A 22069-nucleotide genomic window follows, 5' to 3' on the forward strand; every position below is an offset into this window, starting at 1 on the left:
CGGCACCCGCGTTACTCAAAAACTTTCCTTCAGCCACTGGCCCATGCGGGCGATGCGGCCGTTGCCGTTGCCGATCGACGAAAACATGCCGCCATGGGTCGCATGTGTTTCGAGGTCGGCGACCTGCGGATAGATCATCAGGCCGACGGCCGTGGAGAACGCCGGTCCCTTGGCAGCAGCCGGCAGCCCGGAAACGCCGAGCGGACGGCCGATGCGAACGTTGCGTGCGAGGATGCGGCGCGCCGCTTCCGGCAGGCCGGTCAACTGGCTGGCGCCACCGGTCAGGACGATGCGCTTGCCGACGATCGGGCTGAAGCCCGAGCGCTGGATGCGATCGCGGATGAGTTCCAGCGTTTCCTCGATGCGGGCACGCACGATCCGCGATACGAGCGCGCGCGGCACATGGGTCGGCTGATCGCGGTCGTCCTCGCCGATCGGCGGGACCGAGACGATGTCGCGCTCGTCGGCGCTGTTGGGAAGTGCCGAACCGTGCACGACCTTCAGCCGTTCAGCGTCTTCGATGCGGGTCGAAAGACCGCGCGCCAGATCCGTCGTCACATGGTGGCCGCCAAGGTTGACCGCGTCCGCATGAACCAGCTTGCCGTCGGCAAAGACCGAGATCGTCGTCGTGCCGCCGCCCATGTCGATCGCGGCACAGCCGAGTTCGACTTCATCGTCGACGAGAGCCGCCAGACCGCTGGCATAGGGCGTCGCGACGATGCCTTCGACCGAGAGATGCGCTCGGTTGACGCAAAGTTCGAGATTCTTCAGCGCGGCCCGCTCGGCCGTCAGCACGTGCATGTCGACGCCGAGAACGTCGCCGAACATGGCGAGTGGATCACGGATGCCGCGCTCGCCGTCGAGCGAGAAGCCGGTCGGCAGCGAATGCAGGATGGCGCGGTCGGAGCGCAGCGACTGCTGGCCGGCGGCCGACAGCACCCGCTTCAGGTCGCTGGCGTCCACTTCCTGGCCACCGAGATCGATGGTCGCGGTGTAGACGTCGCTCTGCAGGCGGCCGGCGGAAATGTTGACGATCAGGCTGTCGATTGTGAGGCCCGCCATGCGCTCGGCCGCATCGACGGCGAGACGCACGACGCTTTCGACCGCATCGAGATCGGCGACGACGCCGTTCTTCACGCCGCGGGATTTCTGGTGGCCGATGCCGATGATCTCGACGCTATGCGTGCGATTGGGCAGGATCTGGCTTTCGGCGCGCGGCGTAAGCCGGCCGATCATGCACACGATCTTGGTCGAACCGATATCCAGCACCGAGACGACATGAGACCGCTTCGAAGAAAGCGGCTTCAGGCGCGGCAGGCCAAAGCTGGAGGAACCGAACAAACTCATATCCGCCCCTCTTTCTTCTTCTCCGTCTCCTGCGCCTTCAACATCTTGTCCCTCGCCTTCAAGGCAACTTCGCGCCGGCTGACCGCACCCGGCGTCAATTGAACTGTGGTCCGATCTTCCAGCCTGAGATCGACGGCTGCGATGTCGCGCTCGAGCAACTGATGCTGGCTTTCCATGTCGGAGAGAACCTGCATCGCGCGGGCGACATCGTGTTCCGGCAGCTTGACGACGATGCCGTTATCGAGCCGCAGGTCCCAGCGACGGCCGGCAACTCGCACGAAGGCCTTCACCCGCGAGCGGATTTCAGGCCAGCGGGAAAACTCGTCGTAGAAATCGGCCGCCGCCGTCTCGGCGTCACGACCGACGAACAGCGGAAGCGCCGCAAACTTGTTGTCGCGCAGCGGCGCGATCGCGCTACCGCTTCGCTCGATCAGCGACAGGTCGGAACCGTGCTGCCAGATGCCGAAGGCCTTGCGCTCGGTGAGCGTCACTTCGATTGTGCTCGGGTAGACCTTGCGGACGGTCACGCCCTGAACCCAGGGCAGTTCGGCGATCAGCTTGCGCGCCTCGATGATGTCGAGCGCCACAAGCGACGTCGTGCCGTCAAGGCCGAGCTGCTGAAGGATATCGATCTCGGATGTCTGCTCGTTGCCGGAGACGCGCACATCCTCGATGGCAAAGCCGGCCGCGGTCGTCGACGCCTGCGCGACGTTCTGCGTGTGACCGCCGAGCGACATGCCGTAAAAACCGGTGGCGGCAAAAAAGGCGATGGCGGCAATCGTGCCGGTGTGGGCGGGAAAGCGGACACGGCCACTACCGAGGCTGACCAGGAAGCGCACGGCCTTGCGAAGCGGACGCGGCAGAACGCGTGCGCCATCCGCCTCGGCGGCAACTGCGCCCAGCGGGTCACGAACTCTCTTGCCCCTTTTGCCCCTTACCGCAAGCACGAAGCGTCCTCCACCATCCACGTCAGAAACTCGCCAAAGCCAAGGCCCGCATGCTGAGCCATTTCAGGCACCAGGGAGGTCGGGGTCATGCCGGGCTGGGTGTTGATTTCCAGCCAGATCAGTTCGCCTTCACCGGAGCCACGGTCGTCGAAGCGAAAGTCGGATCGGCTGACGCCGCGGCAACCGATTGCCTGATGCGCCTTCAATGCGAGTGTTTGTATTTTTTGGTAAATATTTGGTGAAACCTGTGCCGGAATGACGTGTTGCGAGCCACCTTTTACGTATTTGGAATCGTAATCGTAGAAGGCGTGGCCCTGCGGGATGATTTCGGTGACGCCAAGCGCCTTGTCGCCCATGACGCCGCAGGTGAGTTCGCGACCGGCGACATAACGCTCGACCATGATTCGGTCGCCATAGCGCCACTCGCTGGAGGTCACGACCTGCGGCGGGTGCGACTGATCTTCCTTGACGATCACGACGCCGAAGCTCGAGCCCTCACAGACCGGCTTGACGACGTAAGGCGGCTTCATCGGATGCTTCGGGCCAAATGCCTTGCGATCCATGACGAGCGCTTCAGCAACCGGAATGCCGGACGCGGCAGCCACATGCTTTGCCTGCGCCTTGTCCATGGCGAGCGCCGAGGCCAGCACGCCGGAATGGGTGTAGGGAATTTCCAGATATTCGAGGATGCCCTGGATCGTGCCGTCTTCGCCGAACGGACCATGCAGCGCATTGAAGGCGACGTCGGGGCGCAGCGCGCCAAGCACAGAGGCGACGTCGCGCGCGACGTCTACACGCGTAACGCGGAAACCTTCCGCTTCCAGAGCATCGGCGCACGCAGCCCCGGACGACAGGCTAACCGGTCGTTCCGAAGAAAATCCGCCCATAAGGACAGCTACATGCTTGCCGTTCATTCATACCCCCGAAAATACGCCACTATCGCAGCGCTTGCTTGCGTCTGGCTTGTTCCGGCATCGCGAGTCGCCGGTGGCCATTGGGGGCACTAGAGCGGCATTATAGTTAATGAACCGTTTACTTTTATTAACCTTAGTCGGGAAACGATCGGCAGCGGCGCGCGAAAACGCAGTGAATACAACACTTTCCGGCGCGAAATCAGCGACTTGCCGCGACCTGCTTACACAAAACACAAACTACTAAAAAATGAAGGCCCCGCACCAGTTCGATGCGGGGCCTTAGTGATTGGCGGCATTTTCAGCGGAGCGCCAAGCGTCAAACGTGATGGGTGAAGACGCCGAACAGCTCAGATTTGCTGCACGATATTCTTGTCAGGCCAATTTCTCCTTAAGGGAATTATGCGCGAGCGATACCTCGTCTTCACCGACAATCTTCCAGACGATACCGGCGATCGCCGCACCGACGATGGGAGCCAGCCAGAAGAGCCAGAGCTGCGAAAGCGCCCAGTCGCCGACGAACAGTGCCTGCCCCGTCGAACGGGCCGGATTGACCGACGTATTGGTGACCGGGATCGACACCAGGTGGATCAGGGTCAGCGCCAGGCCGATGGCGATCGGTGCGAAACCTGAGGGCACGCGGCCGTGGGTGGCGCCGAGAATGATGAACAGGAAGAAGAAGGTCATCACCACTTCCATGACCAGCGCCGCGGTCAGCGAATAGCCGCCGGGCGAATGTTCGCCAAAGCCGTTGGCGGCAAAGCCACCGAGCTGGAAGTCCGCCTTGCCGCTGGCAATGACATAAAGGACGGCAGCCGCGACGATCGCACCCGCCACCTGGGCGATGATATAGCCGACCAGGCTGGACGCCGGAAACTTGCCGGCAACGGTCAGGCCAACGGAAACGGCCGGGTTGAAATGCCCGCCTGAAATGCCGCCGACGGCATAGGCCATGGTGAGAACGGTGAGACCGAAAGCGAAGGAGACGCCGAGCAGGCCGATGCCGACCTCAGGAAAGGCAGCTGCCAGCACCGCACTGCCGCAACCGCCGAAAACGAGCCAGAATGTACCGAGAAATTCCGCAGAAAGCTTCTTGAACATGCACTCTCTCCCGAAAACCGAAGCCCATTGCTTCTGTCGGCCAGAGTTTGCCACATTTTGATTCCGGTCAACCCCGGTTGCGGCGGGCCGCCAGCGCGCGCAAAACACGAAATCGGACACGGCACACGCGCTGCAGTGCCTATTTCGGCGGCAACGAATCCCTCCATCCACCGAAGCCATGCAGCCCCGGAATAATGCTGCGTCACCCCAAGGATTCGTTCGCACTTCTTACGAATTCAGGGTTTCATCGTGCGGAAACTTGCGTTAAGACGCCCGAACCGCCTCCCAAGACGGCATGACATCCATATCAGGAACGACAACAATGACAGACGCGACACCCTCCCTGTCGCCGAAGGATAGCGCGTTGCAGACGCCGGCAGTGAACTCCCCTGCCCGGGTGCTGTTCGCCAGCCTCGTCGGCACCACCATCGAATTCTTCGACTTCTACGTTTACGCCACCGCAGCCGTGCTGGTCTTCCCGCACCTCTTCTTCCCGACGTCGGACCCGACATCGGCGATGCTGCAGTCCTTCGCCACCTTCTCCATCGCCTTCTTCGCCCGGCCGTTCGGCGCGGTGATCTTCGGCCATTACGGTGACAAGGTCGGCCGCAAGGTGACGCTGGTGGCCGCCTTGATGACCATGGGCATTTCCACCGTCGTCATCGGTCTTCTGCCGACCTATGCCTCGATCGGCGTCGCAGCCCCGCTGCTGCTGGCCCTTTGCCGCTTCGGCCAGGGCCTCGGCCTCGGTGGCGAATGGGGCGGCGCCGTGCTGCTCGCCACCGAGAATGCGCCGGAAGGCAAGCGTACATGGTATGCCATGTTCCCGCAGCTCGGCGCGCCGATCGGCTTCATCCTGTCGGCCGGCACCTTCCTCATCCTCGGCGAAGTCATGACCGACGAGGCCTTCCTCGCCTGGGGATGGCGCGTGCCCTTCGTTGCCAGCATTCTGCTCGTGATCGTCGGCCTCTATGTCCGCCTGAAAATCACCGAGACACCGGAATTCCAGAAGGCGATCGACAAGCACGAGCGCGTGCAGGTTCCGATCGCGCAGATCTTCCGCTTCCACAAGCGCAGCCTCGTGCTCGGCACCTTCGTGGCGCTCGCCACCTTCGTCCTGTTCTACCTGATGACAGTGTTCTCGCTGTCCTGGGGCACGGCCAAGCTTGGCTACTCGCGTGAGCAGTTCCTCGTGGTGCAGATGACCGGCGTGGTGTTCTTCGGCCTGATGATCCCGGTCTCGGGCATCCTGTCGGACCGCTACGGTCGCCGCCTGGTGCTGATCGTCACCACCATCGCCATCGGCGCCTTCGGCCTCGTCATGGCCCCGCTTTTGGCGGGCGGTCTTGGCGGCGCCTTCCTGTTCTCCATCCTCGGTCTCGGCCTGATGGGGCTCACCTATGGTCCGATCGGCGCAGCCCTTGCCGCCCCGTTCCCAACCTCGGTGCGCTACACCGGCGCGTCGATGACCTTCAACCTCGCCGGTATCTTCGGCGCGTCGCTGGCGCCCTACATCGCCACCTGGCTCGCGACCAACTACAGCCTGGATTATGTCGGCTACTACCTGCTGGCGGCCGCCGCGATCACGCTCGTGTGCCTGGTCCTGTCCACCGAGGAAGAAGTCTCAGCCTGATAATGGATTGGCTGCGACTTCGCAGCCGGCCACAAACAAGAAGAGCCGCAGCGGCAACGCTGCGGCTCTGTGCATTGATCCCGGAGTTTGAGGTGGCCAACCCCTCTCCTCCCGTCATCCTCGGGCTTGACCCGAGGATCCGCGCACGGACCTCCCTCATAGGGAGTGAAGCCTGCATGCTCGGGTCAAGCCCGACCATGACGGAGCCTGTGTACCCCTTCTCCGCCGGATCCGGGAAGCCTCGATCTTCGTCGATGTCTTGACCGTCGTGTCGGCCAGCTCCGTGACCAGCTCGGCCAATAAAGTAACGGCTCACTGTGGTGTCGTAAGGTCCGGATCGTCACCGCAGTCCCCCGTCATGGCGCAGCTTGAGCCGATCCGCCGAACCTGCTTGGGAAGTTGGGCAATCAGCTCACAGCGGTGCATCGATTCAGCGAACGTGTTATCGACTTCCGTGCCGTCGATCATCATCACGCCGTTTCGGATGACCGGCTGCGTGCCGTCGGCGATCAACACCGCAATGAGCCTGATGGCAATGTTGGCGTGATGGCATGGCCCCATGGAAAGCCCGATTTGCTGCAAGTTGGGGATCGTATCCAGGCTCTCCAAGAAATCACCGTCCTTCATCTCGATCTGTTCGGCCAGCTTCACAAGCCCGGCCTGATCGCCAGATTTCACGAAATCGGCAACCTTGGCTTCGAGACGTTGTGCTTCAGCACCGTCGCCCAGCGAAGCCACGACAGCGCGCAGGCGAACCTCATCCATCGCCATGGCGGGCACAACGAATACGGAATTGGCCAACAGAGCGAGAAAGAGGAACGACCTCACGGACGACAGTTTTTGCAGGCAACTCACTCGCGCTTTTCTCCTGGGACGTTATTGCTGCGCTGGGAATACGGCATTCGTTATCAAAGAGCCCGGTGGCAGTCGCTGCCCAATGGTGGCGTTCTCTGATCCACCGTTCTTTCCCCGAGCAGAGGAATGCAGGTCACACCGCTCGCCACATAAACAAAAAGAGCCGCAGCGTCGCCGCCACGGCCCTTCTCAATATGCCTGTTCACTCAACCTCAGGCGATGCCGCGGCCGAGGAATTCCTTGATCTCGTAGCCCGGCATGAAGGTGCCGATGCGCTTGATCTCCCATTCCAGCCGGACGCCGGAATGTTCGAGCACGCGGTTGCGCACGGTCTCGCCGAGATACTCCAGCTCGTAGCCGGTCGCTTGGCCGGTGTTGATCATGAAGTTGCAGTGCAGCGGCGACATCTGCGCGCCGCCGATCATCATGCCGCGGCAACCCGCTTCGTCGATCAGCTTCCAGGCAGAGTGACCTTCCGGGTTCTTGAAGGTCGATCCCCCGGTCTTTTCGCGGATCGGCTGTACGGTTTCGCGGTGCTGGCGCACGGCGTCCATGTCGGTGCGAATCTTGTTCTTGTCCTCGGGATAGCCTTCGAAGATGGCATGCGTGAAGATCAAATCCTTCGCCGCCGAGGAATGACGATAGCCGTAGCCCATATCGGCATTCGACAGCACATGGGCATTACCCTGGCGATCGACCGCATGCACCTCGACGACGCGCTCGCGCGTCTCTGAGCCGTTGGCGCCGGCATTCATGCGCAGAGCGCCGCCGATGGCACCGGGAATGCCGTAGTAGAAGTAGAAGCCGCCGATGCCGTTATCGAGCGCCATCGCCGCGATGTTCTTGTCCGGGCAGATCGCGCCGGCCTTGATGCGGTTCTCGCCGACGAGTTCGAGATCGCCAAAACCCTTGGCCGACAGCCGGATGACCACGCCGGGAATGCCGCCGTCGCGCACCAGCAGGTTGGAGCCGACGCCCATGACCATGACGGGCACGTCCGCCGGAACCAGCTTCAGGAAGGTGACGAGATCGTCGGTGTCGTGCGGCTGGAACATCAGCTCGGCAAGACCGCCGGCGCGGAACCAGGTCACGCGATCCATCGGCGCGTCGGGCGTGATGCGGCCGCGAACGGCGCTGACCCCGCTTCCGAGTGCTTCGAGTAGTTTCTGACCGTTGACCTGTTTCATACTCAATTTCCTGAAATGTCTGCGAGTTCCCGTGGCAATGCGGCAGCCCAGTAGGTGATGCTGCCAGCCCCCAAGAGAACCACAAAATCACCCGGCTGCGCAATCTTGCTGACAACCGGCGCGATTGTTTCGGGGCCGACCACATACCGGGCGTCGCGATGACCGCCTGCCTTGATGCGATTGACAAGCTCTTCGGCGTTGATGCCGTCGATGGCATCTTCACCCGCCGCATAGACAGGCGCGATCAGGATCGTATCGGCGTCGTTGAAGCAGGCGGAAAAATCTTCAAACAGGCTAGCGAGCCGCGAGTAGCGGTGCGGCTGGTGCACGGCGATGATTCGGCCCTGGCACGCTTCGCGCGCGGCCCGCAGCACCGCCTTGATCTCGACCGGATGGTGGCCGTAGTCGTCATAGACGCGCACGCCGTTCCAGTCGCCGGTAAAGGTGAAGCGGCGCTTGACGCCGCCGAAAGAGGCAAGCCCCTTGGCGATCGCTTCCGGGCTGACACCCAGGCGCTGGGCAACCGCGATTGCAGCCGTTGCATTCGAGACGTTGTGCCGGCCGGGCATCGGCAGGCGCAGATCCTTCATCGTGATCACCTGGCCGGTCCGGCGGCGGCGGATCTCGACGTCGAAGACGGAGGTGGCGCCATCCATGCGGATATTGTGGAAGCGCACGTCGGCTTGCGGGTTTTCGCCGTAGGTGACGACCTTGCGATCCTCGATCTTGCTGACCATCGTCTGCACTTCCGGATGGTCAAGGCAGAGCACGCCGAAACCATAGAACGGCACGTTTTCGACGAACTGGCGGAAAGCGGCCCGTACGGCGTCGAAATTGCCGTAATGGTCGAGATGTTCCGGGTCGACATTGGTGACAACGGCGACATCGGCCGGCAGCTTCAGGAAGGTGCCGTCGGATTCGTCGGCCTCCACCACCATCCACTCGCCCTCGCCCATGCGGGCATTGGTGCCGTAGGCATTGATGATACCGCCATTGATGACGGTCGGGTCGAGGCCGCCGGCATCGAGAAGAGCTGCGACCATCGAGGTCGTCGTCGTCTTGCCATGGGTGCCGCCGATGGCGATCGCGTTGCGGAAGCGCATCAGCTCGGCCAGCATTTCGGCGCGACGCACGACCGGCAGAAGCTTCTCGCGCGCGGCGATCAGTTCCGGGTTGTCCTTCTTGATCGCCGTCGAAACCACCACGACTTCGGCATCGCCGATGTTTTCGGCCTTGTGTCCGACGAAGACCTCGATGCCCTTGTCGCGCAGGCGCTGGACGTTGGCGCTATCCGACTGGTCTGAGCCCTGCACCCGGTGACCGAGATTGTGCAGCACCTCGGCAATGCCGCTCATGCCGATACCGCCGATACCGATAAAATGGACCAGACCGATCGTTTTCGGCATTTTCATGAGCGTGCTTCCTTGAATGTCGCGACTGTCGAACCGCTGGCAATAGCCTCTACCATGCTTGCAAGCAAGCGCGCGGCGTCCGGCTTGCCGGTTTCGCGCGCATGGGCAGCCATCTGCGCCAGCGACTGCGGATTGGCCATGGCGTCGGCAAGAATGCCGGCAAGACGCTCGGCGGTGAGCTCGGCCTGCACGATCACCTTGGCGCCGCCCTTGGCGGCAATGGCGGCCGCATTGGCGGCCTGGTCGTGGTCGAGCGCATAGGGATAGGGAACGAGGATCGCCGGCCGGCCGATGACGGCAAGCTCTGATACCGTCGAGGCGCCGGAGCGGCAGATGACGAGCTGGGCATCGGCGATGCGCTCGGCCATGTCGGTAAAGAACGGCGAGACGTCGGCGGGCACGCCGAGCTTCTCATAGGTGGCGATAACGCCGTCGCGGTCTTCCGGGCGCGCCTGCTGCGTCACCTTCAGCCGCTGGCGAAGCCCGTCGTCGAGCCTGCAGATCGCCTGCGGGACGGCCTTCGAAAAATACTGCGCGCCCTGGCTGCCGCCGAAGACGACGAGATGGAACGGCTCAGCACCCGCTGACGCCCGGTAGGCAACGTTCGAAGCCTCGAGCACCGCGGGGCGCACCGGGTTGCCTGTCGTCACCGTCTTGGCGGCGAAGGCGCCGGTGCCTTCGGGCAGGAAGCCGCCGGCGATCGCCTTGACGCGGGACGCGAGGGCCTTGTTGGCGCGGCCCATGACGGCGTTCTGCTCATGGATCATCGAGGGCACGCCCATGCCGGTTGCCGCCAGCAACGGCGGCACGGTCGGATAGCCGCCGAAGCCGACGACAGCTTTCGGCCGCAGACGCGCAATCAGCCGGCGCGCGGCGCGCATGCCGGTCCACAGCGTCCACAGCGAGCGCGCGACGTGGATGGGGTTCTTCGAGCCGATGGTCGCCGACGGCACCACGTGCACCTCGTCGGCCGGAAACTTGCCGGCGAAGCGCTCGGCGCGGCTGTCGGTCACCAGATGCACCGAATAGCCGTTTGCCTTCAGCTCGTGGGCCAGAGCCTCGGCTGGAAACAGATGGCCGCCGGTTCCCCCGGCGGCAAGAAGAATAATGCCTTTGGTCATGTTTTACTCCGCCGGCACGCCAATGCCGGACCGAAACAGGCTGCGCTCCACGGCGCGCTTCTCCGGGCGATGGCGCGTGAGCGCCAGGATGAAGCCGGCGGTGACGCAGATCGCCACCATGGACGAGCCACCATAGGAGATCAGCGGCAGGGTCATGCCCTTGGCCGGAAGCAGTTCGAGGTTCACGCCGATGTTGATCATCGACTGGATGCCGATCTGAAGCACGAGGCCGGCGACGGCGAAACGGTTGAAGTCGTTGCGCTCGCGGAAGGCATGGTTGAGGCCACGCAGCACCAGGAAGGCAAAGATCATGACGATCAGCATGCAGAAGACGATGCCGAACTCTTCGGCCGCCACCGAGAACACGAAGTCGGTGTGGCTATCGGGGATGATGCGCTTGACGATGCCTTCGCCCGGGCCGCGCCCGAACCAGTCGCCGCGGATGATCGCCTCGCGCGCCGTGTCCATCTGGAAGGTGTCGCCCTCGCCGGTGAGGAACTTGTCGATACGGCCGGCCACGTGCGGCAGCATGGTGTAGGCGACGAAGAAGCCGCCGAAGGCAGCGCCAGCAAGCACGATGATCCACAGCCAGGGCATGCCGGCCATGAAGAACATGCCGCCCCACACAGCGGTGGTCAGGATCGTCTGGCCAAGGTCCGGCTGGGCGACGAGCAGCGCGCCGACGATGCCGAAGAGCAGTATCGCGAAGAGATTGCCGGGGATTTCAGGCTGGCGGGCATGCTCGGAAAACAGCCAGGCGCAGACGACCACGAAAGCCGGTTTCATGAACTCGGAGGGCTGGATGGAAATGCCGGCGATCGAGATCCAGCGCATCGAGCCCTTGACCTCCTGGCCGATGAACAGCACCAGCACCATCATCGAGAGCGAAACCCCGAGCAGGATGATCGCCGCCCGGCGCACCTGACGGGGGGAGAGGAAGGAGATCGCGACCATCACCACAAGCGACGGCAACAGGAACACGGCGTGGCGCTTGACGAAGTGGAAGCTGTCGAGGCCGATACGCTCGGCGACCGCCGGGCTTGCCGCGAAGGACAGCATGAAGCCGACGCCCATCAACAGGATGAAGGTCGCCAGGAAGAACCTGTCGATCGTCCAGAACCAGTCGGCCACAGGGCCACGTTCGGCTCGGCTTACCATCTTGTCAGTCCCCTTTATCAGGCGCGCTTGCGCCAAACGTCCGATACCCCGGCATCACCGCCACCTGCCGCGCGCTACGGGAGCGCGCCGGCGGGTGCGCGTCAGATCAGCATCGTCACGCCCTGCAATGCCTTGACGTGCGTCACGAAGGCATCGCCGCGTATTTCAAAGTTCTTATACTGGTCGAAGCTTGCGCAAGCCGGGGATAACATCACCGCCGAAGCGCCCTTGCCGTCGCCTTCCGCATCCGCCGCCGCATGCGCCACGGCCTTTTCAAGCGTGCCTGAGATCTCGTAGGGCACCGCCTCGCCGAGCGTCGCGGCAAATGCAGGTGCCGCCTCGCCGATCAAGTAGGCCTTGACGATCTTCGGGAAGAACGGCGACAGCGAGGTGATGCCACCTTCCTTGGGCAGGCCGCCGGCGATCCAGTAGATGCGCTCGTAGCTCGACAAGGCCGGGGCAGCGGCATCCGCATTCGTCGCCTTGCTGTCGTTGACGAAGACGACCGTGCCCTTGCGGCCGACCGGCTGCATGCGATGCTTCAGCCCGGGGAAACTTGCCAGCCCCTGGCGGATCTCGTCTTCGCTGACACCGACGGCAAGGCAGGCGGCGATTGCGGCTGCCGCATTCTGGGCATTGTGGCCGCCGCGCAGCGTCTGGATGCCGTCGAGGTCGACGAAGAGCCGCGACGTTCCACCCTGCGCCTGCAGGATGCGTGATCCCTCGGCATGGATGCCGTCTGCCAGGACATGCCGGCGCGAGATGCGCACAACCTTGGTACCTGCCCGCTCGACGCGGTCGGCAATCAGCGCTGAGAAACTGTCATCGACGCCGACGATCGCCGTGCCGCTGCCCGCCACCAGCCGCTCCTTGATGTCGGCATAATGCTGCATGGTGCCGTGGCGGTCGAGATGATCGGGCGTGAGGTTGAGCAGGATGCCGGCTGTCGGGTTGAGCGTCGGCGCAAGATCGATCTGGTAGGACGAGCACTCGACCACGTAGAACCGGCCGGCCTTCGGAGGATCGAGTGTCAGCACGGCCGTGCCGATATTGCCGCCGAGCTGCGTGTCGCGGCCGCTTTCCTTCAGGATATGGGCGATCAACGCCGTCGTCGTCGATTTGCCGTTGGTGCCGGTAATGGCGATGAACGGGCAGTCGGGCGCCTGCGCACGGCGCTCGCGCACGAAAAGCTCGACATCACCGATGATCTCGACGCCGGCTGCATGCGCGAGGTCGACGGTCCAGTGCGGCTTCGGATGGGTCAGCGGCACGCCGGGCGACAGCACGAAGGCGGCGTAAGCGCGCCAGTCGATGCCGTGCAGGTTCGCCGTCGGCACGCCTGCGTCGGTGGCCTTGGCGACGCTGTCGGGATTGTCGTCCCACGCCGTCACCTCGGCCCCGCCGGCCACGAGCGCCTGCGCGGTCGCGAGCCCCGAGCCGCCAAGCCCGAAGAGAGCGACCTTTTTGCCCTTGAATGTGCTGACCGCGATCATCGTCCGATCACCGCAGCTTGAGGGTGGACAGGCCGATCATCGCCAGGATGACGGCGATGATCCAGAATCGGATCACGACCTGGCTTTCCGTCCAGCCCTTCTTTTCGAAGTGATGGTGGATCGGCGCCATCAGGAAGACGCGGCGGCCGGTGCGCTTGAACCAGAACACCTGGATGATCACCGACAGCGTTTCCATGACGAACAGGCCGCCGATGATGATCATGACGAACTCATGCTTGACGGCGACGGCGACGGTGCCGATCAGGCCGCCGAGCGCCAGCGAACCGGTGTCGCCCATGAAGATAGCGGCGGGCGGCGCGTTGAACCAGAGGAAGCCGAGGCCGGCGCCGATGACGGCGCCGAGGATGACGGCAAGCTCGCCGGTGCCCGGCACGAAGTGGATCTGCAGGTAGTTGGCGAAAACGGCGTTACCGGCGAGATAGGCGATCAGCCCGAAGGCGGCGGCCGCGATCATCACAGGCACGATCGCAAGCCCGTCGAGACCATCCGTCAGGTTCACCGCATTGCCGGCGCCGACGATGACGAAGCCGCCGAAAAGCACGAAGAAGTAGCCAAGATTGATCACCAGGTCCTTGAAGAACGGGAACGTGACCGAGGAGCCGAAGGTCGAGCCGGCAGCGCCGCCCGAGAGCGAAGCCTGCATCATGAAGAACACAGCGATGGCAGCGATGAGGAACTCGAAACCGAGGCGCGCCTTGCCGGAAAAGCCCTTGTCCGACTGCTTGGTGACCTTGAGATAATCGTCATAGAAGCCGATGGCGCCGAAGCCGAGCGTGACGAGAAGGGTGGACACCACATAGACGCTGGAAAGATCGGCCCACAGCAGCGACGACACCACGATGCCGGCAAGGATCATCAGGCCGCCCATCGTCGGCGTGCCGGCCTTCTTGAAATGCGTCTGGGGTCCGTCGGCGCGGATGGGTTGGCCCTTGCCCTGACGGATACGGAGCGAATCGATCATGCGCGGTCCGAACAGAAATACGATCAAGGCCGACGTGAAAAGCGCTGCACCGGTACGGAACGTGATGTAGCGAAAGAGATTGAAAAATTGAAAGTGGTCCGCCAGTTCCACGAGCCAGATGAGCATTAAGGGACCTTTCCCCAAAGGTTTAAAATCGGACACCGTCCAACAGAATCATCTGAAAAACGATACGCGCTTGTATACAAAAGTGTTAGGTCGCGCTGCCTAACCCAAAGCTGTATCCACCGTCACCGGCATCTGCGGCGACCCTCACAACGCTGCGCGCGCCATGAGGCGCGCAACGGTCGCTATCGTCATGTCTTCGGTCGCATCATTGCCCGCCGACAGCCTGCGGCCGGGGCTATCATGCCGTCGGTTCGTTCTCCTCGGCCTCAGGCTCGGGATAGGCTTCGATCAGCGCGTGCACGATCTTGACGCAGCCCGTGCCTTTCGACGACTTGATCATCACCACGTCGCCAGCCGCAACCGCGCCGAGTGCGTATGCCTTCAGTTCTTCCACGCTCTCGCGGTAGACGACCGAGACTTCCGGCGGCAGCGCGTCGCGCAAGTGGGCCATCAACGGCCCTGCGAGCCACACATCGGTAATCCCGGCCTCAAACAGGGGCCTCGCGAGCGCCGCGTGAACCTCGACGGCATGGTCGCCCATCTCCAGCATGTCGCCGAGCACGGCGATACGACGCCCGCCGGGTGCCGGCGTCGAATCCTTCAAGAGCGAAATCGCTGCCCGCATCGAGGTCGGGTTGGCGTTGTAGCTTTCGTCGATCAGCGTCAGCGTGCCGGGGCCGACCAGCAACTGGTGCCTGCGTCCCCTGCCGGTTTCGGCCTGCACGGTCGCAAGCGACGAGGCGGCGTAATCGACGTCAGCGCCGACGAGCTTGACGGCTGCGAGCACGGCCAGCGCGTTTTCGGCAATGTGACGGCCAGGTGCGCCGATGGTGATCTCCATCGTCCGGCCACCAAGCGCTGCCCAGAGCACCGATCCATCCGCAGCGCCGGCAAATTCCACAAGACGGAACTCCGCCTTCGGGTTGACGCCGAACGAATGAATGTAGCTGACACCGGCGGCACCCGCCGCCTTCTCGAGCAGCCTGTACTGGGCACTGTCGTGATTGATGACAGCGTGACCGCCATTGACGACGCCCTCGAAGATCTCGGCCTTGGCCTCGGCGATCTGGTCGAGGCTTTCGAAGTTGCCGAGATGGGCGGCGGCGATGCTGGTGACGATGGCCACATGCGGACGAACCATCTTCGTCAGCGGCCGGATCTCGTCCGGGTGGTTCATGCCGATTTCGAAGATGCCGAAATCGGTGGCCTCCGGCATGCGCGCCAGTGTCAGCGGCACGCCCCAATGATTGTTGAAGGAGGCGACGGACGCATGCACGCGGCCTTGCGGCACCAGCACGTGGCGCAGCATCTCCTTGGTGGTGGTCTTGCCGACCGAACCGGTGACGGCGATGATCTTGGCGGCGCTGCGATCGCGCGCCGCACATCCAAGCCGGATCATCGCTTCGAGCACGTCGTCGACGACGATCATCGGTGCGCTGAGGCGGCCGAGCGCCGGCAGCTTGCCTTCGCTGACGACGAGCAACGCCGCGCCGTTGGCAAGCGCGAGGCCGGCATAATCGTGGCCGTCGACCCGGTCACCCTTGATCGCGAAGAAGGCTTCGCCCTTGCCGACAGAGCGGCTGTCGATCGATATGCCGCTTACTCCTTCGGGCAGGTTTCCAACCGGTCGGCCGTGCATTGCGGCCAGAAGATCGCTGCTTGTCCAGAGCCAGTTCAAATCAAAGACCTCCCAGTGCCTTGCGGACTTCTGCATGATCCGAGAATGGCAGCGTGACGGAACCGACCGTCTGGCCCTCCTCGTGTCCCTTGCCGGCGACGATCAGCGTGTCGCCGCTTTGAAGCATGCCGACGGCGGCGCGAATCGCTTCGGCGCGGTCGCCGATTTCGGTCGCGCCCGGGGCGGCAGCCATGATTTCGGAGCGGATAACCTCAGGGACTTCCGAGCGCGGATTGTCATCGGTGACGATCACCACATCGGCAAGCCGCGTCGCGATCTCGCCCATGATCGGGCGCTTGCCCTTGTCGCGGTCGCCGCCGCAGCCGAAGACAACGATGACGCGACCCGTCGTGAATGGTCGCACGGAGGCGAGTACGTTTTCGAGCGCATCCGGCTTGTGGGCATAATCGACATAGGCAAGCGCGCCATCGCGCGTCTGGCCGACCAGTTCGAGGCGGCCGGAGGCGCCCTGCAGCTTTTCAAGCGCGGAGAACGCCGCCTTGGCGCTGATGCCGGTGGAGATCGCAAGGCCGGCGGCGACAAGCGCATTGGCCACCTGGAAATCGCCAGCCAGCGGAATGTGGATTTCGAAGATGTCGTCGCCGACATGGACTTCGGCTGATTGCTTGTGGCGGAAATGCTCGACCCGCTTCAGCGAGATGAAATCGCCCTTGCGGCCGACGGTGCGGACATCGAGCTTGGCCTTGCGGGCAGCGGCGATCGCCTGCTCCGACCACTGGTCGTCGGCAAAGATCACCGCCGGCGCGCCCTTCGGCAACAGCGCATCGAAGAGCCGCATCTTCGAGGCCATGTAGTGTTCGACAGTCGGATGGTAATCCATGTGGTCGCGACCGAGATTGGTGAAGGCGGCGGCCGAAAGCCTGACGCCGTCGAGCCGGCTCTGGTCGAGGCCGTGGCTGGACGCTTCCATCGCCGCATGGGTGACGCCGGCGTCGGCGAGTTCGGCCAGAAGCTTGTGCAGGGAAACAGGATCTGGCGTGGTCAGCGAGCCATAATCGTTGCGGCCGGGCGCAACGACGCCCGTGGTGCCGATCATCGCGGCAGCAAGGCCGGAATGCGCCCAGATCTGCCGGGTGAAGGAGGCAACCGAGGTCTTGCCGGCCGTCCCCGTCACCGCCACCATCGTCTCGGGCTGGCGGCCGTAGAAGGCGGCGGCAGCGCGCGCGAGGAAGGCGCGCGGATTGGCGAGCGAGAGAACGGGCGCGGAGGTTCCATCCGGTTTCGCATTGCTTTCGGCAACCACGGCGACTGCGCCGCGCGAAAGCGCATCGGCGATATAGGTGTTGCCGTTTGCCTTGCTGCCGGATACGGCGACGAAAAGATCCCCTGGCTGCACCTGCCGACTGTCGGCCGTGATGCCGGCAACCTCGATCGCAGAGGAAGCGCCATCCAGTTGCGCAGAAAGTTCAGGGAAGCTCGTTCCCGCCAGGTCTTTTATCTTCATGAACCGCACGTCTCACATCGCTCTCGATCCGCTGGAATCGCGAATCGTCCCGCATTCTCATTTCATGCCTAATAAGACACAAGCATGGCAGAACCATCTTCTCCGAACTTCGGTTCGACGCCGAGAAGCGGTGCGGAGCGGCTGATGATGTCGCGAACCATGGGCGCGGCATTCGAACCGGCGGTCCGTCCGCCGCCTTCGCCGGTCTTCGGCGCATCGATGAAGGTCAGCACGATGTACTTCGGATTGTCGATCGGAAAGGCTGCAAGAAAGGCGTTGAAGTTCTGGTCGCTGGCATAGCGACCGTTGACGACCTTGTCGGCCGTTCCGGTCTTGCCGCCGACGTTGAAGCCCGGCACCTGCGCGCGCTTGCCCGAGCCGGCGATGCCGTTCCAGCGAAGCAAGAAGCGCATGTCGTCGCTGGTGCTCTTCTTGACGACCGTGGTTGCCAGTTCGTCCGCTTGCTCTTCCGAACGCGGCAGGAAGGTCGGCGGGATCAGCTTGCCGCCGTTGACGAGTGCCGCACCGGCAACGGCCGTCTGCAACGGGGTCGTCGAAACGCCGTGGCCGAAGGAAATGGTGATCGAGTTGATCTTCTTCCATTCACGCGGCTGGCTCGGGGATTTGACCTCCGGCAACTCGGTCGGCAGCTTCGACAGCAGACCGATGCGGGTCAGGAATTCCTTGTGGCCGGGAATGCCGATGAGGTCGGCGATCTTGGCCGTGCCGATGTTCGACGAATACTGGAAGATTTCCGGCACGGTCAGCACGCGGCGCTTGCCGTGGAAGTCCTTGATGGTGAAGCCGCCGATGCGGATCGGTGCCGTGGCGTCGAAACTGTCGTTGAGCGTCACCTTGCCGGAATCGAGCCCCATGGCGATGGTGAAGGTCTTGAAGGTGGAACCCATTTCGAACGTGCCGTTCGACATGCGGTTCATCCAGCCCTCTTCGGCCCCTTCCGCCGGCTTGTTGGGATCGTAGTCAGGAACGGACGCCATCGCCAGCACTTCACCGGTGTGAACGTCGAGCACGACGGCGCCGGCGGCCAGCGCCTGGTAGTTCTTCATGCCGGAATCGATGACGTCGCGGACGATGTTCTGCACGCGGACGTCGATCGACAGCTTGACCGGCTCGAGCTTGGCATCGCTGGTCATGCCGATGGCGGCGAGATCGGCGAGCCCCTGCCCGTCGATGTAGCGCTCCATGCCGGCAACGCCGCGGTTGTCGATGTTGACGTGGCCGAGGATGTGGGCGGCGGTCGGGCCACCCGGATAGAAGCGACGCTTCTCCGGCCGGAAGCCGACACCGGGAATGCCGAGCGCAAGGATCTCGCTCTGCTGCTTGGGCGTCAGCTGGCGGCGCAGCCACTGGAAGCGCGATTTCGACTTCAGCTTGTTGTAGATTTCGCGGGCGTTGATGTCAGGCAGAACCGTTGCCAGCCGCTCAACCGCCTCGTCCGCATCGACGATCTTGTGCGGCTCGGCATAGAGCGAAACCGTGCGGATGTCGGTGGCGAGGATCTCGCCGTTTCGATCGAGAATATCGGGGCGTGAGGCCATCAGGTTGTCGGCACGGCCGATGCTCGACACCGTCTCCGGCTGCGCCATGCCATATTGCACCAGCCGGCCACCGATGACCGCATAGACGATGCCGAAGCTGGCGATGATGATCGCCACACGGTTCTTCGCCTGATTGGTGGTCTTCTTGCGCGTGCCCTGGAAAGTGACGTTGAGCTTGGCCTCAGCCGGCAGGTTGTTGCCGCCTGCGGAGAAATGCGCCTTGCTCTTCAGAACCATGATGCGGGAGAGAAACGACATCAGCGCGCCACCGAACCTGTTTCGATATTATCGGTCGTCTGCTCCGCTGCCTTGGCGGCGGCGAGCTTCTTTTCTTCTTCCGTCGGCGGCACATCCGCCTTCAGCATCGGCAGTTCCTGGGGACGAACGAGCTGGGTAGAGGGCGTCGGCGCCAGCTGCAGGTCGGCACCGAAGGCGCCAACCAGCCGCTCCAGCCGGTTCGGCTGCGTCAGCAGCGCCCAGTCAGCACGCAGAAGATCGATCGTGTCTTCTTCCAGCTTGATGGCAGCATCGAGCTTGCGCACCTGCTCAAGCTTGTTTTCGGCCTGGTGCTTGATCGTGTAGGTGACCGTGGCGGCTGCCGTCATGACGACGATAAGGACTATGTCGAGTGTTCGCAGCATATCTCTCTCAGCCCCCCAACCGTGCAAGGCTCGCCAGTTCCGGCAGATTGAAAATGGATAGATCGTTTCCCGGCGATGGCGCTTCCGTGCGGATACCGGCTCTGAGCTTGGCAGACCGGGCGCGCGGATTGAGGGACGCTTCTTCCTCGCTGGCTGCCACCATAGGCTTTCCAACTGGTGTGAAGGTTGCCGGCCGCGCGGTTACCAGCGGCAGATGCCGCGAACCGGCGGCCTTGCCCGAGCGATCCTGGAAGAAGGCCTTGACGATCCGGTCTTCAAGGGAATGGAAGGTGACGACCACGAGCCGACCGCCCGGCTTCAGCGCCCGCTCGGCAGCAAAGAGCACCTGGGCGAGTTCGCCGAGCTCGTCGTTGACGAAGATGCGCAGCGCCTGGAAAACGCGCGTTGCCGGATGGATCTTGTCCTTGGCCTTGCGCGGCGTGACGATTTCGATCAGCCCGGCGAGATCGCGGGTGGTTTCAAACGGCGTTTCGGCGCGGCGCTTCTCGATGGCGCGGGCAATGCGGCCCGACTGCTTTTCCTCACCGAGAAAACCGAAGATGCGAATGAGATCGGAAACCTTGGCCCGGTTGACAACGTCGGCAGCGGAGACACCGGCGGCCGACATGCGCATATCGAGCGGACCCTTCCTCTGGAAGGAGAAGCCGCGCTCGGCCTCGTCGATCTGCATCGACGACACGCCGATGTCGAGCACCACGCCGTCAAGGCTGCCAGCTGGCGCATGCTCGGCAAGTTCGGAAAAGCGCGAATGAATGAGCTTGAGCCTGCCGCCGGAGGCCGCGACCATCGACTGGCCCGCGGCGATCGCCGTCGGGTCGCGGTCGAGCGCGATGACATCGGCACCGGCATTGAGGATGGCGGACGCATAACCGCCGGCACCGAACGTGCCGTCGAGAATGACCTTGCCGGGAGCCGGCTCGAGTGCCGCGAGAACCTCGTTCAGGAGGACGGGAATGTGACGGACCGGTCCGCCATCGGCTTCAGAAGCTCCTCCGCCTTGTTCCGTCACCATTCCGCCTCTCCATTCTATTCCGGACGCAGCCCCCGTGACTTGCGCCCTTCCCGGGCTGCCGCTTGCGCCTTTTGAAAGGCCTGCGGCTCCCAGAGCTGAAAATAATCGCCCCGCCCGACGAACATCACGTCGGTCGAGATACCGGTGAAGTCGCGGATGAAATCCGTCACCATCAACCGGCCTTCCGGATCGAGCTTGACGAAGACCCCGCCCCCATGAACGAGCAGCGACATCTCGTTGGCCGCCGGGGAAAATGGATCCTCGACCGCCATCTGCCTCTCGAACCGGTCCAGAAGCTCCGGCCCGCCGACACTGATCGCCGGAAAGACGAAGTCCTGAAAACAGTATAGCTCCCGGACGCCCCCATCCGACAGAACGGAACGAAACGCCGAAGGCACGGACACCCGCCCCTTTGCATCGATCCGATTGGTGGCATTTGACAAGAAGCGGTTCATGACTCGAAACGGCCGCCCAAGACTGACGGGCCATAATCATCGACCCGCGAGAACATTCGACCACGCTCACAAAACGCCCCCGCCGGACACCAACATGCCCGCCCATCTCCCGATGCCGGGAGACCCTGGAATCTTGCGATGATGGGCCACGAAGCGGCCCTTGCGCAGTACCATTATGGGATATCATGGGACCATATGGGCGTCAATGGGATTGGCTCTTGAGCAGCCGGGTAGCTGATCAAATATTGATAGGTTGTTAAGTTTAACGAAGCGTTACGAAGCGACCCCCGCTGCCCTGGAATGCGACGGTCAAACGGCTTCAAATCGTTGAGAAATCAGAATGTGAGAAAGAATGCAGCAAAGCGGGGGAGCAGGATTTCCCTGCGCGATTTCTGATCGCTTCATCCGGTTCGGCATCGAAACGATACCCGCCTGAACATGGTTGCGCCTGCGCGTCTCGAAGCGCGCGACACCGCTGAGAAAAAGGAAAAATCGCCAGTTGGCCTGTAAGCCGGGTTCTGTATGGCCCCGCTGCCCGAAGACAACGGAACGTGGCAGCCATTCATCTGGGACTACGTTTGCACGCAGCCTCTTGCAACCCACCCGGATGACTGGCCCGGAAACAGGCTGGACGCTTGCGCGTCCGCGTCATCCCTATTCGGTCTTGCTCCCGGTGGGGTTTGCCGTGCCGTCCATGTCGCCATGTCCGCGGTGGGCTCTTACCCCACCCTTTCACCCTTACTCCGCAAGCGGAGCGGTTTGCTTTCTGTGGCACTTTCCCTGAGGTCGCCCTCGCCGGACGTTATCCGGCACCGTACTTCCGTGGAGCCCGGACTTTCCTCCCCCCGCGGCCTTTCGGCACTTGCGGAGCGCGGCTGCCCGGCCAACTGGCAGGCGGTCCTTAAACGACCGGGAAGCCGAGCGCCAGAGAAAAACGGCAGGCCCGGCGTTTCAACGCTCGCCCA

18 protein-coding genes and 1 other RNA gene are annotated in these 22069 nt (G+C 63.2%); 1 reads left to right on the top strand and 18 read right to left on the bottom strand.

The window, feature by feature from the left end:
• Positions 1-15: 15 nt before the first annotated feature.
• The 4 genes from ftsA to aqpZ all read right to left on the bottom strand — a co-directional run bounded on the left by ftsA (position 16) and on the right by aqpZ (position 4306).
• Positions 16-1347, bottom strand: coding sequence for a cell division protein FtsA (ftsA, locus tag AC1Q80_RS11570; RefSeq protein ID WP_173420600.1), 1332 nt, complete (start codon positions 1345-1347; stop codon positions 16-18).
• On the bottom strand, positions 1344-2249 hold the full coding sequence (gene ftsQ, locus AC1Q80_RS11575) for a cell division protein FtsQ (protein WP_234941881.1): 906 nt from the start codon (positions 2247-2249) through the stop codon (positions 1344-1346). Before ftsQ ends, ftsA begins: the two co-directional genes overlap by 4 nt.
• 32 nt (positions 2250-2281) lie before the next feature.
• On the bottom strand, positions 2282-3208 hold the full coding sequence (locus tag AC1Q80_RS11580; protein WP_492360514.1) for a D-alanine--D-alanine ligase: 927 nt from the start codon (positions 3206-3208) through the stop codon (positions 2282-2284).
• Between the two features lie 372 nt (positions 3209-3580).
• The gene (gene aqpZ, locus AC1Q80_RS11585; protein WP_209790712.1) at positions 3581-4306 is read right to left on the bottom strand and encodes an aquaporin Z; all 726 of its coding nucleotides are present in this window, start codon (positions 4304-4306) and stop codon (positions 3581-3583) included.
• A 322-nt stretch (positions 4307-4628) separates the two neighbouring features.
• On the opposite strand from aqpZ, the gene AC1Q80_RS11590 reads away from it, so the two are divergent.
• Positions 4629-5939 carry an MFS transporter gene (locus AC1Q80_RS11590; protein WP_209790711.1) on the top strand — a complete coding sequence of 437 codons (1311 nt, stop codon included), beginning with the start codon at positions 4629-4631 and terminating at the stop codon, positions 5937-5939.
• Positions 5940-6251: 312 nt separating this feature from the next.
• Here AC1Q80_RS11590 and AC1Q80_RS11595 read toward each other — a convergent pair whose 3' ends face one another.
• The 14 genes from AC1Q80_RS11595 to rnpB all read right to left on the bottom strand — a co-directional run bounded on the left by AC1Q80_RS11595 (position 6252) and on the right by rnpB (position 21995).
• Positions 6252-6794, bottom strand: a complete 543-nt coding sequence (locus AC1Q80_RS11595; RefSeq protein WP_492360515.1) for a hypothetical protein — start codon at positions 6792-6794, stop codon at positions 6252-6254.
• A 212-nt stretch (positions 6795-7006) separates the two neighbouring features.
• Positions 7007-7981: a UDP-N-acetylmuramate dehydrogenase gene (gene murB / locus AC1Q80_RS11600; protein ID WP_209790709.1), complete on the bottom strand. Its 975-nt coding sequence runs from the start codon at positions 7979-7981 to the stop codon at positions 7007-7009.
• Positions 7982-7983: 2 nt separating this feature from the next.
• Entirely contained in the window at positions 7984-9393 is a 1410-nt protein-coding gene (murC, locus tag AC1Q80_RS11605) for a UDP-N-acetylmuramate--L-alanine ligase (RefSeq protein WP_492360516.1), read from the bottom strand.
• Positions 9390-10514 carry an undecaprenyldiphospho-muramoylpentapeptide beta-N-acetylglucosaminyltransferase gene (gene murG, locus AC1Q80_RS11610; RefSeq protein ID WP_492360517.1) on the bottom strand — a complete coding sequence of 375 codons (1125 nt, stop codon included), beginning with the start codon at positions 10512-10514 and terminating at the stop codon, positions 9390-9392. The genes murC and murG overlap by 4 nt, the downstream gene beginning before the upstream one ends.
• Positions 10515-10517: 3 nt before the next feature.
• On the bottom strand, positions 10518-11672 hold the full coding sequence (ftsW, locus tag AC1Q80_RS11615; protein WP_112810274.1) for a putative lipid II flippase FtsW: 1155 nt from the start codon (positions 11670-11672) through the stop codon (positions 10518-10520).
• Between the two features lie 101 nt (positions 11673-11773).
• Entirely contained in the window at positions 11774-13165 is a 1392-nt protein-coding gene (murD, locus tag AC1Q80_RS11620) for a UDP-N-acetylmuramoyl-L-alanine--D-glutamate ligase (protein WP_492360518.1), read from the bottom strand.
• 7 nt (positions 13166-13172) lie between these two features.
• Positions 13173-14273 (bottom strand): phospho-N-acetylmuramoyl-pentapeptide-transferase, encoded by a 1101-nt coding sequence (mraY, locus tag AC1Q80_RS11625; RefSeq protein ID WP_209790707.1) that lies wholly within the window; start codon positions 14271-14273, stop codon positions 13173-13175.
• 238 nt (positions 14274-14511) lie between these two features.
• Positions 14512-15951 carry a UDP-N-acetylmuramoylalanyl-D-glutamyl-2,6-diaminopimelate--D-alanyl-D-alanine ligase gene (locus AC1Q80_RS11630; protein ID WP_492360519.1) on the bottom strand — a complete coding sequence of 480 codons (1440 nt, stop codon included), beginning with the start codon at positions 15949-15951 and terminating at the stop codon, positions 14512-14514.
• 1 nt (position 15952) lies between these two features.
• Entirely contained in the window at positions 15953-17416 is a 1464-nt protein-coding gene (locus AC1Q80_RS11635) for a UDP-N-acetylmuramoyl-L-alanyl-D-glutamate--2,6-diaminopimelate ligase (protein WP_492360520.1), read from the bottom strand.
• Between the two features lie 68 nt (positions 17417-17484).
• Positions 17485-19233, bottom strand: a complete 1749-nt coding sequence (locus AC1Q80_RS11640; protein ID WP_173420612.1) for a peptidoglycan D,D-transpeptidase FtsI family protein — start codon at positions 19231-19233, stop codon at positions 17485-17487.
• Positions 19233-19616 (bottom strand): cell division protein FtsL, encoded by a 384-nt coding sequence (gene ftsL / locus AC1Q80_RS11645; protein WP_173420613.1) that lies wholly within the window; start codon positions 19614-19616, stop codon positions 19233-19235. Before ftsL ends, AC1Q80_RS11640 begins: the two co-directional genes overlap by 1 nt.
• Before the next feature lie 7 nt (positions 19617-19623).
• Entirely contained in the window at positions 19624-20649 is a 1026-nt protein-coding gene (gene rsmH / locus AC1Q80_RS11650) for a 16S rRNA (cytosine(1402)-N(4))-methyltransferase RsmH (RefSeq protein WP_173420614.1), read from the bottom strand.
• A gap of 14 nt (positions 20650-20663) precedes the next feature.
• Positions 20664-21104 (bottom strand): division/cell wall cluster transcriptional repressor MraZ, encoded by a 441-nt coding sequence (gene mraZ / locus AC1Q80_RS11655; protein WP_112810281.1) that lies wholly within the window; start codon positions 21102-21104, stop codon positions 20664-20666.
• 491 nt (positions 21105-21595) lie between these two features.
• Positions 21596-21995: RNase P RNA component class A (rnpB, locus tag AC1Q80_RS11660), an RNA gene on the bottom strand.
• Positions 21996-22069 lie beyond the last annotated feature (74 nt).

This window comes from Ensifer sp. GW823-FHT05D09 (genome assembly GCF_058795755.1).

What these genes read in the sequence shown, in the direction of transcription:
- ftsA (WP_173420600.1), bottom strand. Translation starts at nt 1,347, where the DNA reads ATGAGTTTGTTCGGTTCCTCCAGCTTTGGCCTGCCGCGCCTGAAGCCG.
- AC1Q80_RS11580 (WP_492360514.1), bottom strand. Translation starts at nt 3,208, where the DNA reads ATGAACGGCAAGCATGTAGCTGTCCTTATGGGCGGATTTTCTTCGGAA.
- aqpZ (WP_209790712.1), bottom strand. Translation starts at nt 4,306, where the DNA reads ATGTTCAAGAAGCTTTCTGCGGAATTTCTCGGTACATTCTGGCTCGTT.
- AC1Q80_RS11590 (WP_209790711.1), top strand. Translation starts at nt 4,629, where the DNA reads ATGACAGACGCGACACCCTCCCTGTCGCCGAAGGATAGCGCGTTGCAG.
- murB (WP_209790709.1), bottom strand. Translation starts at nt 7,981, where the DNA reads ATGAAACAGGTCAACGGTCAGAAACTACTCGAAGCACTCGGAAGCGGG.
- murC (WP_492360516.1), bottom strand. Translation starts at nt 9,393, where the DNA reads ATGAAAATGCCGAAAACGATCGGTCTGGTCCATTTTATCGGTATCGGC.
- murG (WP_492360517.1), bottom strand. Translation starts at nt 10,514, where the DNA reads ATGACCAAAGGCATTATTCTTCTTGCCGCCGGGGGAACCGGCGGCCAT.
- ftsW (WP_112810274.1), bottom strand. Translation starts at nt 11,672, where the DNA reads ATGGTAAGCCGAGCCGAACGTGGCCCTGTGGCCGACTGGTTCTGGACG.
- murD (WP_492360518.1), bottom strand. Translation starts at nt 13,165, where the DNA reads ATGATCGCGGTCAGCACATTCAAGGGCAAAAAGGTCGCTCTCTTCGGG.
- mraY (WP_209790707.1), bottom strand. Translation starts at nt 14,273, where the DNA reads ATGCTCATCTGGCTCGTGGAACTGGCGGACCACTTTCAATTTTTCAAT.
- AC1Q80_RS11635 (WP_492360520.1), bottom strand. Translation starts at nt 17,416, where the DNA reads ATGAAGATAAAAGACCTGGCGGGAACGAGCTTCCCTGAACTTTCTGCG.
- AC1Q80_RS11640 (WP_173420612.1), bottom strand. Translation starts at nt 19,233, where the DNA reads ATGTCGTTTCTCTCCCGCATCATGGTTCTGAAGAGCAAGGCGCATTTC.
- ftsL (WP_173420613.1), bottom strand. Translation starts at nt 19,616, where the DNA reads ATGCTGCGAACACTCGACATAGTCCTTATCGTCGTCATGACGGCAGCC.
- rsmH (WP_173420614.1), bottom strand. Translation starts at nt 20,649, where the DNA reads ATGGTGACGGAACAAGGCGGAGGAGCTTCTGAAGCCGATGGCGGACCG.
- mraZ (WP_112810281.1), bottom strand. Translation starts at nt 21,104, where the DNA reads ATGAACCGCTTCTTGTCAAATGCCACCAATCGGATCGATGCAAAGGGG.